A 16,760-nucleotide genomic window follows, 5' to 3' on the forward strand; every position below is an offset into this window, starting at 1 on the left:
GGCGCGCGGCTCGTCGCGGAATACGGCATCAACAAGCAACAACTCACCGACTGCTCGGTGTGTCACCGGTGAGCACGGACATGCACGCGCAAGACCATCCGTTCGATACCATGGCAGCCTCCACCTCTGACGTACAGGCAAGTTACGACGCGCTGCGCGCGCGGCTCGCCCGCGAAACGGGCCCGGTTTATTGGCGCAGCCTGGACGAACTGGCGACGTTGGACGAGTTCGACGCGCTGGTGCACCGCGAATTCCCCGGCGGCGTGACGGACCTGCTCGATCCCGTGAGCCGGCGCAACTTTCTGAAAGTGATGGGCGCGTCGGTCATGCTGGCCGGTCTGGCCAGTTGCGCGCGCCAGCCCGACGAGACAATTGTCCCTTATGTGAGACAACCCGAAGAGACGGTTCCGGGCAAGCCGCAATACTTCGCGACGGCGGCAACGCTCGGCGGCTACGGCGTCGGCCTCGTAGCCACGAGCCACACGAACCGGCCCACGAAACTGGAAGGACTGCCCGAGCACCCGTCCTCGCTTGGGCGCACCGACGCGTTTGCCCAGGCGGCGCTGCTCGACCTCTACGACCCGGACCGGCTCGACGCGGTGCGCAAGGCCGGCCAGACCGCAGCCTACGGGGACTTCGTGGCCGCCCTGCGGCCCGTGCTGGAACGGGTCGCGGCGAATCAGGGTGCAGGCCTGTATTTATTGACCGAAACGATGACCTCGCCTACGTTCGCGTGGCAGATACGCGGCCTGCGCGAGCGGTTTCCGCAACTGCGCTGGCATCAGTATGAGCCGGCCAACCGCGACAACGTGCGACGGGGCGCGCTGGATGCCTTCGGTGCGTACGTCGAAACCATCTATGATTTCTCGAAGGCCGCGGTAGTACTCTCGCTGGACGCCGACTTCCTGTGCACGGGCCCGGCGCGCATCCGGTATGCGGCGGATTTCGCCAGCGCGCGCGGTCCCGAGCACGGCGCCATGAACCGGCTGTACGTAGCGGAATGCGCGCCCACCTTGACCGGCGCGAACGCAGACCACCGGCTCTCCGTGCGCTATCCGCACATAGAGACGCTCGCGCGCCTCCTGGCCCGGCATCTGGGCATTCCGGGCGTGCATATCGACGAGAACGCCCAGGACGCGCTGCCCGAATACTGGGTCGAGGCCGTTGTCAATGATCTCCGGGAAGCCGGTCGCGGGAGGTCGATCGTTATTCCCGGCGACGGTCAGCCGCCCGTCGTACACGCCCTCGCTCACGCGATCAATGGCGTGCTCGGCAACATGAACGAAACGGCCGTGTATCTCGAGCCTGTCGAGATCGAGCCCACGGACCAGACCGATTCCCTGCGCCAACTGGTCGCGGACGCGCACGCCGGCAAAATTGAACTGCTCCTCATCCTCGGCGGTAATCCGGCCTATTCGGCGCCCGCGGATATCGACGTGCGCGGGGCACTGTCGGCGCTTCAAGGCAGGAGCGCCACCGCGCACCTCACGCCGCATTACAACGAGACTTCCGCGCTGTGCGCGTGGAGCGTGCCCGAAGCGCATTTCCTCGAGGCATGGAGCGACGTGCGCGGCCACGATGGCACGGCCACAATCGTGCAGCCGTTGATCGCGCCGCTCTATGCCGGCGCGAAATCCCTTCACGAGATCCTGGAACTGCTGCTGGGCCGCGAAGACGCGCAGGGCTGCGACATCGTGCGCGAATCCTGGCGCGCGCAACGCGGCGCGGCGGATTCCGAGACCTTTTGGAAAACAGCGTTGAGCCGGGGGCTGATGGACGGCACGGCGGCGCCGCACGCGCAAGTCCAGCTCCGGCGCAACTTCCCGCGGCAGGCGGCGGTTGTCCGTTCGGGCATGGACGTCGTGTTCCGCACAGACCCCGCCGTCTTTGACGGCCGCTTCGCCAACAACGGCTGGCTCCAGGAATTGCCCCGGCCGCTCACGAAGCTGACGTGGGACAATGCGGTGATTATGAGCCGCGCAACGGCGGCGGCACTCGGCGTGAAGGACGAAGACCTCGTTTCCGTAACGGCTGCCGGGCGCACCGTGCGCGGTCCCGCGCTGATTCAGCTGGGACACCCCGACGACACGGTGACGCTCCACCTCGGCTACGGCCGGGAACAGGCCGGACGGGTCGGCATGGGGGCCGGCTTCAACGTGTACCCCTTGCGCACCGCGGACGCGCCGTGGTGCGCGACAGGCGCGGCGGTCGAGAAGTCCGGCGGCGTCTATCCCCTCGCGCGGACCGAGAGCCATTACCTGATTGAGCAGAGCGAGCACGCGGGCCGCCGCCATCTGGTGCGTGAGACGACCCTGACCCGCTTCCGGGAACATCCGGATTTCGCGCAGCACATGGGCCCGCACGCCCCGGAACCGGAGCACACGCTGTACGGTCCCGGAGAGAAGCACTACGACGGCTACGCTTGGGGCATGACCATAGACCTGAACCGGTGCACCGGCTGCAACGCGTGCATCGTCGCCTGTCAGGCGGAGAACAATATCGCTGTCGTGGGCAAGGAACAGGTGCTCCGGCAGCGCGAAATGCAGTGGATCCGCGTAGACCGTTATTACAGGGCCGACAGCGCGGCCGGGTTCGACGACCCTGAAACCGTGTTTCAGCCCATTCCCTGCATGCAATGCGAGAACGCGCCCTGTGAGCCCGTGTGCCCCGTCGGCGCGACCATGCACAGCAAAGAGGGGCTCAACGACATGGTCTACAACCGGTGCGTCGGCACGCGCTATTGCTCGAACAATTGCCCCTACAAGGTTCGCCGCTTCAATTTCTACAAATTCGCGGACCACGAAACGCCGCAACTCAAGCTCATGCGGAATCCGAACGTGACGGTGCGCGGCCGGGGCGTCATGGAGAAGTGCACGTACTGCGTGCAGCGCATTAACGCGGCACGCATCGAGGCGAAGCGCGAAGACCGCGGCATTCGCGACGGCGAAGTGGTGACGGCGTGCCAGGCAGCGTGCCCTTCCGGCGCGATCGTGTTCGGCAATATCCACGACGCGGCCAGCCGCGTGGCGCGGATGAAGGCAGACCCGCGCAATTACGGCCTGCTCGCCGATATCGGCACACGCCCGCGCACGACGTATCTCGCCAAACTCAGGAACCCGTCGCCCGCCTTGGAGCAACGGAAACAGCAGCATGCGGGCGCCGCTTCGCGCGAGACGGGCGGCAGCCCGGTGAACGCGCCCGAGGAGCACGCGTAAGCACATGGAAGACCGCATTCAACACCCGGGGTTGCAGCCTGCAGGCCATTTGATTGAGCCGGGCCACGACGACGCGAGCATCACGAGCGCGGTAAGCGACATCGTGCTCGAAAAGCCGCAACCGAAGGCGTGGTGGGCGGTCTTCTTCGTTTCCGGCGGCCTGCTCACAATTCTGGGGCTGTCTACGTTATGGCTGTTCTGGGTGGGGCTGGGCATCTGGGGCGTCAACGTGCCGGTCGGCTGGGGCTTTGCCATCGTGAACCTGGTCTGGTGGATCGGCATCGGCCACGCGGGCACGTTGATCTCGGCGATCCTGCACTTGTTCCATCAAGGCTGGCGCACGGCGATCAACCGGTTTGCCGAGGCCATGACCCTCTTCGCCGTAATGTGCGCGGGCATCTTTCCGCTCATCCACGTGGGGCGGCCCTGGGTCATCTACTTCATCTTCCCCTATCCCAACACGATGTCGCTGTGGCCGCAATTCCGCAGCCCCCTTCTGTGGGACGTGTTCGCGATCTCGACCTACGCCACCGTCTCGCTGCTCTTCTGGTATACGGGGCTGATTCCCGACCTCGCCACGCTGCGCGACCGCGCGCCGCGCGGCATCAAGAAGATGCTCTACGGCGTGTTCGCGCTGGGCTGGCGCGGCTCCACGCGGCACTGGCACCGGTACGAGACGGCCTACCTGCTGTTCGCGGGCCTGTCGACGCCGCTCGTGGTTTCGGTGCACAGCGTCGTGTCGCTCGACTTCGCCGTCAGCGTCATTCCGGGCTGGCACGCTACGATTTTCCCGCCTTATTTCGTCGCGGGCGCGATCTACTCCGGTTTCGCGATGGTGCTCACGCTGTTGATCCCGGTGCGCAAGCTCTACAAGCTCGAGGACTTCATCACGGTGCGGCACATGGACCTTATGGCGAAGGTCATGCTCGCCACGGGCCTGATCGTGCTCTACGGATACCTGAGCGAACTGTTTTACGGGCTCGTTTACAGCGGCAACGAATATGAGGCGTTCATGATGCGCAACCGGATCACCGGGCCCTACGGCTGGTCCTACTTCGCGTTGCTGCTGTGCAACGGCGTGGCGCTTCAATTCCTCTGGTTCAAGCGCGTAAGGACTAGTGCCATACCCCTGTTCCTCCTATCCATCATCGTGAATATCGGCATGTGGCTCGAACGGTTCGTCATTGTCGTCACCAGCCTGACACGCGACTATCTGCCGTCGTCCTGGGGCCACTACGCGCCTACCCTGTTCGACTGGGCGGCATATCTGGGCTCTATCGGCCTGTTCTTCTTCATGGTGTGCCTGTTCGTCCGGTTCCTGCCCATGATCAACATCTTTGAGATGCGGCATTTGAACCGCCACTTGCGGAACGAGACCCACCCCTGAAGGGGGGACCCAGCATGAGCGAAATACACAGCGAGGACAGACCCGGAATCTTCGGCATAATCGCCGAGTTCCGCGATCCCGAGCCATTGCTCGAAGCGGCGCGGAAAGCCTACCGGGCGGGCTACCGGCATATGGACGCCTACTCGCCGTACCCGGTGGAGGGACTGGCCGATGCCATCGGCTTCCGCAAGAACGGCGTGGCGCCGCTCGTGTTCGTGGGCGGCGTGCTGGGCGCGCTTGCGGGTTTCGGCATGCAGTACTTTGCGTCGGTCATCCATTACCCTTATGACATCGGCGGCAAGCCGTTCTTCAGTTGGCCTTCATTCATTCCGGTCACGTTCGAGTTGATGGTGCTGCTTGCGGCCTTCGCGTGCTTCGGTGGCATGCTCGCGCTGAACGGGCTGCCGCGCCCGCACCATCCCGTATTTAACGCCGGGCGATTCGAACGGGCCTCGAATGACCGCTTCTTCCTGTGTATTGAGTCGGCCGACCCGAATTTCAATGCGGAACACACCCGCGCGTTCCTCGAAGCACTGGGGCCGGTCGAGGTCTCCGAGGTCAAGGAATAAAGGCAGATGCGCAGCGTCCTGGAACAACGTCTTGAACGTCCTGAAAAGCCCCGCGCGATCGCCGCACCGCTCCGCCCGCTCCGTTGTCTCGCCGCGGCAGCGATATGCGCGGCATCGGCCGGATGCCACCAGGATATGTGGAACCAGCCGAAGTACCGCGGCCTCCGTCACAGTGAATTCTTCGCCGACGGCGCAGCGGCGCGCCCGGCCATTCCCGGCACGATCCCTTATGAAAAGACCCGGCGGGAGTGGGCGTCGCGGGTTTTCGCGGAAATCACCGGGACGGAGCAGGCCCCGCCCGTGACGGACGACTTCTTCCACACGGGCAAGGTGAATGGAGCGCTTTCGTCATGGAACTATTTTCCCGTCTCGCGGGCGTTGTTGGAACGAGGGCAGGAACGCTTCGAGGCGAATTGCATGCCCTGCCACGGCCTGCTCGGGAACGGCGACGGCATCGTTGTCCGGCGCGGTTTTCCGGCGCCGCCCTCGTATCACATCCCGCGGCTGCTGGAAGTGGAAGACGGCCACATTTTCGACGTGGCCACGAGGGGCTTCGGACGCATGTACAGCCAGGTTTCGCGCGTCGCGCCGGAGGACCGTTGGGCCATTGCAGCCTACATCCGTGCACTGCAATTGAGCCAGAACGTCAACCTCGAAACGCTGCCGCCCGCGGAGAGACAGCGCGTCGAGGAGGCCCTGCGCGCCACACAGGCGTCAAAGGAAACGAAAGAAACCGGCCATGTTGACTGATACGCTGAAGGAAGAAATCCAGGCGTGGCGCCGCAAAGCGCTGCTGATTGGCATCGCGGGTCTGGTCATCAGCCTCCTGGCGCTTGCCATTTCGCCGTCCCGGTTTTACCAGTCCTGGCTGGTCGCTTACGTGCTCGTCTTCGGTCTCGCCGCGGGTGGCCTGTCCGGCGTGCTGCTGCGCCACTTGGCGGGCGGCGCGTGGAGCGTGGCAATCCAGCGTTTCTGCGAAGCCGCATCACGCACGCTATGGGTATTCGCGCCGCTGTTTCTGTTTCTCTTTCTCACCGGCGGCACATACCTCTACCCCTGGACCGATCCCGTCTACGCGGCCTCGCATCCCGTCGTCGCGAACAAGACGGCATACCTCAATACGGGGTTTTTTCTGCTGCGGTTCGCGGCGTGCTTCGCGCTCTGGGGCCTGCTGGCGTTCCTTTTCAACCGTTGGTCCGCTAGACTGGACGCGACGGGCGATCCGCGCTACGCCGTGTGGATGCGCCGGCTGAGTGCGCCGGGCATGGCCGCCATGTTCCTCTCGATGACCATCGCGGCGACGGACTGGGGCATGTCCACGGAGCCGGAATGGTACTCGACCATTTATGGTCCTCTGTGGATCGTAAGCCAGGGCTTGAGCATTCTTGCGTTGTCGATTATCGCCATTACACGCATGGACGGCGAGCCTCCGCTGGCCCAGGCGATGAACCACCGCCAGTACGTCAATCTCGGCAATCTGCTCCTCGCATTCACGGTGCTCTGGACCTATGTCGCGTTCAGCCAGTTCTTGATTACCTGGTCCGGCAACCTGCCCGAGGAAATCGGCTGGTATCTGAACCGGCGCGGCGGCGGATTGACGGGAATCAGCGTCTTGCTTGCCTTGTTTCATTTCCTCGTTCCGATGATCGTGCTGTTGTTCCGGCAAACGAAGGAAGGCGTGCTCGGCTTGCGGCAGGTCGCGTACCTGCTGCTCGCGATGCGCGTGTTGGACCTCTATTGGAACCTCGTGCCCTCCTTTCCGGGGCAGGCGAACCGGGTCGATGTATGGATGGTGGTGTCCGTGCTGGCCGCGGTGGCCGCGCTCGGCGGGTTCTGGCTGCGCTTGTTCCTTGGCCAGTTGATGAAACGGCCGCTGTTGCCCGTGAACGATCCGCGCGCGGAAATGTTGCTCCGGCGGGAGAACCGGGAGGCGCACGGCCATGCCTGAGGAACTGAAACAACCGAACGACGGCTACGAGAAGCGCGACATGAACGCCGGCATCATAATCTTGTTCGCGGCAGTCGTGTTGCTGTTGACGGCGGGGGCCCTGGCGGTAACGGCCTTCATCGTACGCGGCTTCGACCGGAGCCGGGCCACCGAAACCGCCGCGCAGCCCGCGCTGCAATTGCCTGCGGCGACCGTGGTCCGCGGTCCCGAACTCGAAAAGGACCCAGAGGCGGAGCGCGACGCCGTGCTCGTGCCGGCGCGCGAGCGCCTGAACAGTTACGGTCCCGTGTCCGATGCGCCTGCGCGCGTGCACGTGCCCATCAAAGAAGCTATCCGGCTCATCGCGACGGGCGCGGTTCCTTACAAGCGCCCGGGCGCGGAGGCGGTCGAGGTGCCAAAGCTCGGCGAACTTCCAGTGAAACCGGCGGCGGCAGCCGCAAAGGACTCGCCATGAACTACCACCATCAAAACCGTGTCCGTTACGCGGTTTTGCTGACCACGGCAGCCGCGTGCTGCTGCGCGGCGGGCATCGCCGCGGCGCAGAGCGCGGGCCGCGGGCAAATGCCCGGCGTGCAGGTGGACCCTTTCTCGTTCAAGGGGCCCGATCCTGCGGAAACATACCAAGACATCTACATCGAGCAGAACCTGGACGCACAGACGCCGCTCGACCTCGCATTCAACGACGAGCAGGGCCGCCGGGTGCGCCTGGGCGACCTGATCAAGGACAGGCCGGTCGTGCTGTCGCTGGTTTACTTCGAATGCCCGATGCTTTGCACGCGTGTGCTGGATGGCATGGTCCAGGCGTTCGACGCGGGCGGCCTCGGCTTGAAGCTGGGGCGGGACTATTCGGCCATCACGGTCAGCATCGATCCGCGCGAAACGCCGGAACTCGCCGCGAAGAAGAAGGCGAACTATCTGGCGCAATACGGCGGGGACGGCGGCGAGACTGGCTGGCATTTCCTGACGGGCGGCGAACCTGAAATCGAGGAGCTCGCCGAGACCGTCGGTTTCCGTTACTACTATGACGAGTCAACGAAGCAATACGCCCACGCGGCGGGAATCATGATCCTCACGCCGGGCGGCAAGGTGTCGAGCTACATGTTCGGACTCGAATACCTGCCGCGCAACTTGCGCCTTGCCCTCGTGGCCGCCGGCGAGGGCCGGATCGGCTCGCTCGCCGACAAGCTGACGCTCCTGTGCTACGCCTACGACCCCTCGAAGGGCGCCTACGGCTTTTACATCATGTACGCGCTGCGGCTCATGGGCGCGGCAGTGGTGGCGGCGCTCGGCCTCTTCTGGTTGTTGCACTACCGGGGCGCACGCCGCGAGGCGACGCGCCGTGCCGCGTCCGGGCCAGACCCGGCCCTCGGCGGACAACGGATTCCGCCGCCGGTCCAAGGCGGTTGAGGAACGGCTATGCTTGATTTTCGAGTGCTGCCCGAGAAAGCGTCCACCTTTGCGGAAAGCGTGGACCCGCTCTATTGGTTTCTAATCTGCTTCGTGGGCGGGTTTTTCTTCATTGTTTGCGGGGTGGTGCTGTACTGGGGCACGAAATACCGCAAACAGGAAGGCGAGGACCGCCCTTCCTACCATCCGCACGCGGTCAAGCTCGAAATCGCCTGGACTGTCGCGCTGATCGTCATCGCGCTCGCTATTTTCGTCTGGGGTTCCGTGCTGTTCTTTCAGGCCTACGACGTGCCGAAGAACGCGCTCGAGATCAGCGTCATGGGCAAGCGCTGGATGTGGAAGATCCGCCACCCGAACGGGCGGCGCGAGACCAATGAACTGCACGTGCCCGTGGGCACGCCCGTGAAGCTCACGATGACCTCACAGGACGTCATTCACAGCTTCTTCGTCCCCGCGTTTCGCCTGAAACAGGACGTGCTCCCCGCGAAATACACGACCATGTGGTTTGAGGCGACGAAGACCGGCGAATACCCGCTGTTCTGCGCCGAGTATTGCGGCACGGAGCACTCAACCATGGGCGGACGCGTAGTGGTCATGGAGCCGGAGGCGTACGCGGCGTGGCTGCAGGGCGAAGGCGGCGGCGCGGAGACCGCGGATGACGTGCTTGCCGCGGGAAAGCGGCTCTTTGACCGGCTGGGTTGCGCGGCGTGCCACGCGGCGGGCGCCGAAAACCGCGGGCCGGACCTGGGGGGCATTCACGGCACGACGGTGCAGTTGAACACCGGCGAATCGGTGCTCGCAGACGACGAATACCTGCGCGAGTCCATCCTGAACCCCTCGTACAAGGTGGTACACGGGTACTCGCCGCTCATGCCGAGCTACACAAATCAGCTTGAAGACGAGGAACTCATGAACCTGATTGCCTACGTAAAATCCTTGCCGAAACAACAACTGGCAAGCGCTGAGGTGCGGTAACCATGGCTACGCTTGTAACTCATCCGGGAGCGATGCCCGTCGCGGCCGCGCCCGCCGTGCATTACTTGAACTGGCGCAAGACGGCGGCGTCGTGGCTGCTGACGCTCGACCACAAGCGCATCGCGATCCTGTACCTGATCTCGGTCAGCATCTTCTTCTTCGTCGGCGGCCTGCTCGCGGCCGCGTTCCGGCTCGAATTGCTCACGCCGGAAGGCGACCTCATGCAGGCGGATACGTACAACCGCTTCTTCACGCTGCACGGCGTGGTCATGATTTTCTTCTTTCTGATCCCGTCGATACCCGCGGTGCTCGGAAACTTCCTCGTTCCGCTCATGGTCGGCGCGAAGGACGTCGCGTTCCCGCGGCTCAACCTCGCGAGCTGGTATGTTTACATGATTGGAGGCACGCTTGGCGTGCTCGTGATTGTCACGGGCGGGCTGGATACCGGCTGGACCTTCTATTCGCCTCTAAGCACCACGTATGCGAACACAAACGTGTTTCTGGCGGCGATGGCCGCGTTCGTCACGGGTTTCTCGTCGATTCTGACCGGCCTGAATTTCCTCGTCACGATCCACAAAATGCGCGCGCCGGGCCTGACCTGGTTCCGGCTTCCGTTGTTCATCTGGGCGCACTACGCGACCAGCATCATCCAGGTGCTCGCCACGCCCGTCGTCGCCATTGCCGTGTTCCTGATCGCGGTGGAGCGCATCTGGGGCGTGGGCGTGTTCGACCCCGCGCTGGGCGGCGACCCGATCCTGTTCCAGCACCTGTTCTGGTTCTACTCACACCCGGCCGTGTACATCATGATTCTGCCCGCGATGGGCGTGATCAGCGAGGTGGTCGCGTGCAACGCGCGCAACCGCATTTTCGGCTACCCGTTCATCGCGTTTTCGAGCGTCGCCATCGCGGTGGTCGGCTTTCTGGTCTGGGGGCATCACATGTTCGTGAGCGGCCAGTCCCTGTATTCGAGCCTGGTATTCTCGGTGCTCACGATGCTCGTCGCGGTGCCCTCGGCCATCAAGATGTTCAACTGGATGGGCACGTTGTATCGCGGGAACATCGTGTGGACCGCGCCCATGCTCTACGCGATGGGGTTCCTCGGACTCTTCGCCATCGGCGGCGGCACGGGCCTCTTCCTGGGCGTCACGGGGACGGACATCCACCTGCACGACACGTATTTCGTCGTGGCGCACTTCCACTACGTCATGGTGGGCGGGGCCGTGACCGCCTACCTGGCCGGGCTGCACTTCTGGTGGCCCAAGATGACGGGCCGCCTGTATAACCAGATGCTGGGCAAGCTGTCGGCCGTAATCGTGTTCGTGGGTTTCAACGCCACGTTTTTCCCCCAGTTTCTGCTGGGCATGCAGGGGATGCCGCGCCGCTATCATTCATACCGCGAGGAGTGGCAGTTCCTGAACATTCTGTCCACCTCGGGCGCGATGGTGCTCGGAATCGGGTTCCTGCTGCCCGTGCTCTACTTCACATACTCCGCAGTGTGCGGCAGGGCCGCGGGCGACAACCCGTGGGGCGCGAAAGGGCTCGAATGGGAGAAGGCCACTTCGCCGCCGTCGCCGCACAATTTCGAGGAAGATCCCGTCGTCACGGAAGAGGCGTACGCGTATACCGGAAAGGAACAACTCAGTGTCTAGCTCCCCGCACGCGGAACCCGCATTCGTCGCGCATCACTTCCACAGCGCGGAACAGCAGAAAGAGGCCGCCACGCTCGGCATGTGGCTGTTCCTGGCGCAGGAGGTCATGTTCTTCGGCGGGCTCTTCTGCGTCTACGCGGTATATCGCCTCATGAACCCGGACGCGTGGCTCGCGGGCAGCACATCGCTGAGCGTGCTTGCCGGCGGCGTCAACACGACGGTGCTGCTGTGCAGCAGCTTTTCGATGGCGCTCGGCGTGTATTACGCGCAATTGGGCGACAACCGGAGACTGTTCAACGCGCTGGCCGCGACGCTTGCGCTGGGGCTGCTATTCATCGCGACCAAACTTCAGTTCGAGTACCTGCCCAAGTATCAGGAAGGCGTCTTTCCCGGCGCGAACTGGGGTCCGCACGGCGGCCATTACGGTCACCTGGCCGAAGTATCGAACCAGAGCGGCCTCGAGATGTTCTTCGTGCTCTATTACATCATGACGGGCATGCACGCGCTGCACATGGCCATCGGCTTCGGCATCATGGTTGTTCTGATGGTGCTTGCGCGGAAGAACGCGTTCGGGCCGCGGCGCTTCACCGCAATCGAGAATTTCGGCCTGTACTGGCACTTTGTCGATATCGTCTGGGTGTTTCTCTTTCCCATGTTCTATCTCGTGCGATAGGAGAGCGCGCCGTGTCCGACCATCACATCGTCCCCCCCGCCACCTACCTCAAGGTGCTGATTGCGCTGGCCGTGCTGATGGTGCTGACCATCGCCGCGGCGCAGGTCCATTTCGGCGAGCCTTTCAATCTAATCATCGCGCTGGCCATCGCCGTGACCAAGATGTCGCTCATCGTCCTGTTTTTCATGCACGTCAGGTACAGTTCGCGTTTGACATGGGTCTTCGTGGGCGCGGGATTCTTCTGGTTCGTGATTATGGTTGTTCTGACCTTCGCCGATTACCTGAGCCGCACGTGGCATTCACCCTTCGTGGGCTGAGCTGCGGCGCAGGCGCGGCAACGCGGCCCTGGCCGCTGTCGCCAAGAGCACGGCAACGCAAACGAGCATGTTCCCACGCGGTCCTGCCGGGCCTTGACCAAGCACGCCGCAGGCGCACCCGCAATTCGGGCAGTTCCCCCCATCCGGAACGCCGCCGACAACATCAAGGACTCCGGATATCCCCGTCGCCGGCACCCTGAATCCGTTCGGGTCGGACATGATGAGGCCATCGAGGTCCAGCGGTTGCAGGCCATTCGGCGGTGCGGCGCCCACGTCGAAGACCAGCACGACAACCACGCCGTCCCCGATGATATTCTGATTCAACCCGGCGACAAGGGCGCGATAACGTCCGGCGGCAATCTGGTTGAAGGAGACGCTCTTGCCCGCGGCGGCGGCCGCGGCCCCCGTGCGCATCGCGGAAAGCGCCGCAACGTTCTCGGAAAAGAGCAGGTCGAACTGGATGCCCGAAACCTGCTCGCCCGCTTCCGCGGCGAAAGTCATGGCGACCTCGATACCCGCTTCCTTCGGGCGCACCTGCGCCGTGCCGATGCTCAGTGTCGCGGCGGGGGCGAGTGACCCAAGGAAAACCAACGGCAACACCAGGAACACGGAAGCGTGGCCAGATGTTCGCGGCATCGCGCTTCAACCTTTCCGGAACAGGCGGCGCTGCACCGCTCTGGCCAGGAAGATGCCGCACAATAGGGCGACAAAAATCACCGGGTCGCGCCAGGATGGCTTCGGCGCGCGCGGCGGCTGAGCAGTCGTGCTTCCCGCCGCGGACTCGGGCCGCGGCGCGCCTGCGGCAAAGCCGCGCGCGGCGAGGCGTTCCGGCGAAGCGGCGGATTTCGCCAAGGCCGCGTCTTTCGCGGCGAAAGGACCGGCCCCGGCATCGGGGCCTGCGCCCGGGGACAACCGCGTGCCTCCTTCTTCGGGCACGTCTCCGGCAGCGCCCGGCGCGAGAGGCGTGGCGCCCGATTCGCGCAGAGGCCCGGAGGAGCGCCGGGGCGAAGACGCAACGGACAATGCGGATGCACCCGTCCCCACGTACGGGATAGCCCCTCCTTCTCCGCCTCCATTCCCGTCATGCGCGCGCGCCGCCCCCACCTCCGCCGGATCGGGCGCGGCATAGCGGCGCTCTATCCCGGAGCGCTTCGCTCCTGCGGAAACCGGGGATACGAGCGCCTGCCTGTTCTCGCCGGATTCGGCGGAGGGGCCGTTCGCAGATGCCGCCGGCGCCGTGCTCTTCTCCAGCGGCAGCAGGGTCATTGCGACGGCATTGCCCTCCGGGTCTGAGAGCACCGCACGGGACAGTCCAAGGCCGGCCCCCCCGTCATCCGGCGCGGCGGAAGCAAGGTAGATAGTCGCCACCGCGCCTTCGCCGATGCTGCTCTGGTTGAACCCGGCCACGAGGACCGTCAGTGCGTCTCCGTGCAGCGCGTGCACGACTTCTTTCCCGGCATGCTGCGCCGCCGAGCCCGGGAGCACCTCAAGCACCGTGTACGCGCCGCCGGGCAACTCGAGGTCAAACTGGAGCCCGGCCACGGTCTCGCTCGAGCCCGGCTGGATATTCACCGAGACCGCCAGGGACCCATCCGGCAACAAAGAGACTTCGGGCCTCAAGGTCGCCGCCCATGCCGCCTGCCCTGCCGCACAAAGCAGCGGGAGAATCCCGATGATTCCCCGCCGCAACCACGGCGTTATATGGGCAGAGAAAGCCATCCCGGTCATTCCAGGGTTACGGGTCCCGGCGCAAACCCGTCTTCGGCGCCGGTGTCCACGTGATAGCCGCCAAGGTTGTATAGCTGGATCAGACGCAGCAATTCGGAGATGCCGACCTTCCAGTTCTGGCTCACGCCGTAATCGCTGTCGTGGGGAGAACACTCCCGCTGGCCGGGTCCCCCCGCGAAACCATCCTCCGAATCGCCGTCACAGTGGTATTCGCGCGAGTTGTAGAGTTGAATGACGCGCAGCAGTTCGCTGATGCCGATGCGCCAGTCCGTGTTGACGTCAGCGGAATGCCGGTGCACCGGCCCGGCAAGCGCCACCCCGTTGAAAACCGTCGCCGGCAGGGACTCCGCGTCCGGGCCGGCCAGCACGACGTTCTCCAGGCGGATGAGATAAGAGCCGGCCGGCGCGCCTCCGGCGAAGCTGAGCGTCACGTTCACGACGACGCCGTCCGGGATTGCGTCGCGATTGAGTCCCGCGACAATGCAGCGGACCCGGCCCGGGGCCGGCGTGCTTGCGCTCACATCCTTTCCCGCTGCGATTGCGGCGGGTCCGGCCGTCACGGCGGCTGACACGAACCGGAACGCGGAGAACACGACCTCAAACTGGATGGCCGCCACCGCTTGTCCCGCCACGGAACTGAGATAAACGGGCATCACGACATCAGGCGCGCCTGCGACGGTGTCCAAACGGAGCGTCGCCGCGTGCGCGGTCCCCAGAACCGCGGCGGTCAGGATCAGCGCCGTTGTAACGCCCGATTTCATTCGCGTCCGAAACCTCCCGTCCGGTCCATCGACTCAGGTTGCTTCCGCGTAGTCGGGCACGCCATCGCCGTCGTCATCCACGTCTGTTTCATTCGGCACGCCGTCGCCATCGAGGTCGTCCGCGACCCACGTGTCCGGGTCAAAGAGGTTGGCGATGCCATCGCTGTCGGCATCGCCGCAGAAATCGGGAATTCCGTCGCCGTTCGCATCGGCCAGACACGGCGCGGAAGGGGCGGGCCCGCATATCAGGGACTCGAGGAAATCGGGCACAAAATTGCCGTTCGTGTCTTCGAGTTCGGGGCGGCCCATCTCGTTAAGCCAGGGGGTGACTTGTTGATTCAGCCAGGCCAATACAAGATTCGTGTACGCCGTGATCAAGTCGTCGGATATCGGGATGACGCTGGAATCGATCCAGTCGAACAGGCTGGATTCGAGACACTGCCACGCGGGCTCGAGAAACGCCGGTATTCCGCCCAGTTCGATTCCAGTCAGGTCCGGCGTGACCAACTGCGGCAGCACGTCATCGATGCAACCGCCGAGCATTTCAATCAGCGTGCCGACATCGAGGTCGTCCGGAAGGTCGAGACCGAGATCCGCGGGACTCTCGAACAGGGGCGCCAGAAGGTCGTCCAGAAAATCCGGGAGCCCGTCGGCATCTGCGTCGGTACGGTCCAGGGGGGCCGCGATACCGGCCAGCAGTGCGCGCAGGTCCTCCGAGGGCAATGCGCCCCATGCCATCTCAAGCGCACCCAGGTCCAGTGGGCCGCCCACGGCGAGGTCAGGCAGCGGCAGGGTAGTCGAGTGCCCATATACCAGCGGAAAGGCCACCGTCGCCGCCGTCTGTGATGCATTCTGCCCGGCAAAAACCGCAAAACTCCAGGCAGTTCGAACGCCCAGCAACAATTCAAACGCGCCCGTTTCGGGATCGACCGGCGCCTCCGCGCGGCGGCCATCGAGCGCGACCGCGACGACCCGCGCCCCCGGCAGCAATCCCTCGGGGCCGAAAGAGCCCATGGCCGGTTGGACGAGGCCGCCGGTGCCTAACGCCGTGTTTATGATGGCTTGGACATCGCGCACGTCCACAGCCGCGTTCATGTCCGCATCGGCTTCAGACGTCCCTTCCGCTGCGCCCAGCGCCATGTTGATGGAACCCTGGACATCGAGCACGTTGACCGCGCCGTCCAGGTTCACGTCCCCGGGCAAACCGCCGTCACCGAAGGCCGCCATGGCGCAACACGATAGCGCAAGCGCCCATGGTCCCCCGCGGCGAAGGCGGCCCCGGTGCACCCTCAGTTTCACGCTCATGTCACTCCTGCTCCTTTTTCCCATTTCGCGCACACGGTCTGCGCGTGATTTCCTATTGCGCATAAGAACTGGCGGCCGGTATGCCGCACCGGCTCAGGATTCCGGGAGGCGCGTTCGATGTGAGTCTGGAAAGGTTCCGTTCCGCACGGCGCGACGTAAAAAACGTCTAAGCACGCGGCAAACCGCTCACCGTGCCCCCTGCGGAGGTCTGCGTCGCTCACAGGAAGGACATACGGCCCTTTGGGCAGCACAAACCCCACCGTGGCCGCGCCCAGCAGTAACGCCGCATGCAGCAAGAGACGACCCACGTGCAGACCTCTCTCTTCTCGCTTGACGGTAGCACATAAGCCGTTTATTTGCAATGCGTGAGGGTAATGCGCCGGCGCTTCTTGGAGTGCGCAGCCTGAATGTGCGAAATAAGGATGAACATTGTCGTATATCGTTGACAACGGTGCCTGAGTGTGCTATCGTGAAACCCAGTTCAAGGTTTGCATTATGTCGCGCAAGGTTGTGCAGAGCATTCTCGCACTGGCCAGCGTGGTGGTGTATGTATGCGCCGTGCCGGGTGTGGTGGTTGTTTCCTGTGACGCCAACGGCGACCGCGCCGTAGATGTGTGTGACCTTCAAGCGGTCATCAAGGCGGTCCTGCAAGGGGCGGGGGGAACGGCCGCCGCGGATGCAAACGGCGATGGCAGTGTTGATATCCGCGATTTCCAGGTCATTCTGCAACAAGCGCAAGCTTCCAAGGCCCCCCCGCCAGCGTCCCAGGAACAGCGGGAACAGGCCGTTATCGTGATGTCGCGTGGTCAGGAACCTGGGCTTCCCG

16 protein-coding genes are annotated in these 16,760 nt (G+C 64.2%); 12 read left to right on the forward strand and 4 right to left on the reverse strand.

Going from position 1 to position 16,760, the window contains the following annotated elements:
• Positions 1-110 precede the first annotated feature (110 nt).
• Genes KA184_18390 through KA184_18440 form a run of 11 tightly spaced genes read left to right on the forward strand, consistent with a single transcriptional unit; the run spans position 111 to position 12,140 of the window.
• The gene (locus tag KA184_18390; protein MBP8131554.1) at positions 111-3,215 is read left to right on the forward strand and encodes a TAT-variant-translocated molybdopterin oxidoreductase; all 3,105 of its coding nucleotides are present in this window, start codon (positions 111-113) and stop codon (positions 3,213-3,215) included.
• Positions 3,216-3,219: 4 nt separating this feature from the next.
• The gene (gene nrfD / locus KA184_18395) at positions 3,220-4,602 is read left to right on the forward strand and encodes a polysulfide reductase NrfD (protein ID MBP8131555.1); all 1,383 of its coding nucleotides are present in this window, start codon (positions 3,220-3,222) and stop codon (positions 4,600-4,602) included.
• Between the two features lie 14 nt (positions 4,603-4,616).
• A complete protein-coding gene (locus KA184_18400; protein ID MBP8131556.1) occupies positions 4,617-5,171 on the forward strand; it encodes a DUF3341 domain-containing protein in 555 nt (184 codons plus the stop codon).
• A gap of 6 nt (positions 5,172-5,177) precedes the next feature.
• Positions 5,178-5,921 carry a cytochrome c gene (locus tag KA184_18405; GenBank protein ID MBP8131557.1) on the forward strand — a complete coding sequence of 248 codons (744 nt, stop codon included), beginning with the start codon at positions 5,178-5,180 and terminating at the stop codon, positions 5,919-5,921.
• Positions 5,911-7,119: a hypothetical protein gene (locus KA184_18410; protein MBP8131558.1), complete on the forward strand. Its 1,209-nt coding sequence runs from the start codon at positions 5,911-5,913 to the stop codon at positions 7,117-7,119. The genes KA184_18405 and KA184_18410 overlap by 11 nt, the downstream gene beginning before the upstream one ends.
• Entirely contained in the window at positions 7,112-7,573 is a 462-nt protein-coding gene (locus tag KA184_18415) for a hypothetical protein (protein ID MBP8131559.1), read from the forward strand. Before KA184_18410 ends, KA184_18415 begins: the two co-directional genes overlap by 8 nt.
• Positions 7,570-8,526, forward strand: coding sequence for an SCO family protein (locus KA184_18420; protein MBP8131560.1), 957 nt, complete (start codon positions 7,570-7,572; stop codon positions 8,524-8,526). The genes KA184_18415 and KA184_18420 overlap by 4 nt, the downstream gene beginning before the upstream one ends.
• 9 nt (positions 8,527-8,535) lie before the next feature.
• Positions 8,536-9,501, forward strand: a complete 966-nt coding sequence (gene coxB / locus KA184_18425; GenBank protein MBP8131561.1) for a cytochrome c oxidase subunit II — start codon at positions 8,536-8,538, stop codon at positions 9,499-9,501.
• Positions 9,502-9,533: 32 nt separating this feature from the next.
• Entirely contained in the window at positions 9,534-11,150 is a 1,617-nt protein-coding gene (locus tag KA184_18430) for a cbb3-type cytochrome c oxidase subunit I (protein ID MBP8131562.1), read from the forward strand.
• Positions 11,143-11,823 (forward strand): cytochrome c oxidase subunit 3, encoded by a 681-nt coding sequence (locus KA184_18435; protein ID MBP8131563.1) that lies wholly within the window; start codon positions 11,143-11,145, stop codon positions 11,821-11,823. Before KA184_18430 ends, KA184_18435 begins: the two co-directional genes overlap by 8 nt.
• On the forward strand, positions 11,820-12,140 hold the full coding sequence (locus KA184_18440) for a cytochrome C oxidase subunit IV family protein (GenBank protein ID MBP8131564.1): 321 nt from the start codon (positions 11,820-11,822) through the stop codon (positions 12,138-12,140). The genes KA184_18435 and KA184_18440 overlap by 4 nt, the downstream gene beginning before the upstream one ends.
• Here the strand turns inward: KA184_18440 and KA184_18445 are convergent.
• Genes KA184_18445 through KA184_18460 form a run of 4 tightly spaced genes read right to left on the reverse strand, consistent with a single transcriptional unit; the run spans position 12,123 to position 15,934 of the window.
• Positions 12,123-12,776 (reverse strand): hypothetical protein, encoded by a 654-nt coding sequence (locus KA184_18445; GenBank protein ID MBP8131565.1) that lies wholly within the window; start codon positions 12,774-12,776, stop codon positions 12,123-12,125. The genes KA184_18440 and KA184_18445 overlap by 18 nt on opposite strands.
• 6 nt (positions 12,777-12,782) lie before the next feature.
• On the reverse strand, positions 12,783-13,859 hold the full coding sequence (locus KA184_18450) for a hypothetical protein (GenBank protein ID MBP8131566.1): 1,077 nt from the start codon (positions 13,857-13,859) through the stop codon (positions 12,783-12,785).
• Between the two features lie 5 nt (positions 13,860-13,864).
• Positions 13,865-14,629, reverse strand: coding sequence for a hypothetical protein (locus KA184_18455; GenBank protein ID MBP8131567.1), 765 nt, complete (start codon positions 14,627-14,629; stop codon positions 13,865-13,867).
• Between the two features lie 33 nt (positions 14,630-14,662).
• On the reverse strand, positions 14,663-15,934 hold the full coding sequence (locus KA184_18460; GenBank protein ID MBP8131568.1) for a hypothetical protein: 1,272 nt from the start codon (positions 15,932-15,934) through the stop codon (positions 14,663-14,665).
• 495 nt (positions 15,935-16,429) lie between these two features.
• Between KA184_18460 and KA184_18465 the strand changes: the two genes are divergently transcribed.
• Positions 16,430-16,760, forward strand: a 331-nt coding sequence (locus KA184_18465; GenBank protein MBP8131569.1) for a hypothetical protein, incomplete at its 3' end; no start/stop codon positions are given.

This window comes from Candidatus Hydrogenedentota bacterium, assembly GCA_018005585.1.
Lineage (GTDB): Bacteria > Hydrogenedentota > Hydrogenedentia > Hydrogenedentales > JAGMZX01 > JAGMZX01.

Excerpts from the sequence above, each read along its gene's own strand:
- KA184_18390 (MBP8131554.1), top strand. The coding sequence starts at position 111 with ATGGCAGCCTCCACCTCTGACGTACAGGCAAGTTACGACGCGCTGCGC.
- nrfD (MBP8131555.1), top strand. The coding sequence starts at position 3,220 with ATGGAAGACCGCATTCAACACCCGGGGTTGCAGCCTGCAGGCCATTTG.
- KA184_18400 (MBP8131556.1), top strand. The coding sequence starts at position 4,617 with ATGAGCGAAATACACAGCGAGGACAGACCCGGAATCTTCGGCATAATC.
- KA184_18405 (MBP8131557.1), top strand. The coding sequence starts at position 5,178 with ATGCGCAGCGTCCTGGAACAACGTCTTGAACGTCCTGAAAAGCCCCGC.
- KA184_18410 (MBP8131558.1), top strand. The coding sequence starts at position 5,911 with ATGTTGACTGATACGCTGAAGGAAGAAATCCAGGCGTGGCGCCGCAAA.
- KA184_18415 (MBP8131559.1), top strand. The coding sequence starts at position 7,112 with ATGCCTGAGGAACTGAAACAACCGAACGACGGCTACGAGAAGCGCGAC.
- KA184_18420 (MBP8131560.1), top strand. The coding sequence starts at position 7,570 with ATGAACTACCACCATCAAAACCGTGTCCGTTACGCGGTTTTGCTGACC.
- coxB (MBP8131561.1), top strand. The coding sequence starts at position 8,536 with ATGCTTGATTTTCGAGTGCTGCCCGAGAAAGCGTCCACCTTTGCGGAA.
- KA184_18430 (MBP8131562.1), top strand. The coding sequence starts at position 9,534 with ATGCCCGTCGCGGCCGCGCCCGCCGTGCATTACTTGAACTGGCGCAAG.
- KA184_18445 (MBP8131565.1), bottom strand. The coding sequence starts at position 12,776 with ATGCCGCGAACATCTGGCCACGCTTCCGTGTTCCTGGTGTTGCCGTTG.
- KA184_18450 (MBP8131566.1), bottom strand. The coding sequence starts at position 13,859 with ATGGCTTTCTCTGCCCATATAACGCCGTGGTTGCGGCGGGGAATCATC.
- KA184_18455 (MBP8131567.1), bottom strand. The coding sequence starts at position 14,629 with ATGAAATCGGGCGTTACAACGGCGCTGATCCTGACCGCCGCGGTTCTG.
- KA184_18460 (MBP8131568.1), bottom strand. The coding sequence starts at position 15,934 with ATGAGCGTGAAACTGAGGGTGCACCGGGGCCGCCTTCGCCGCGGGGGA.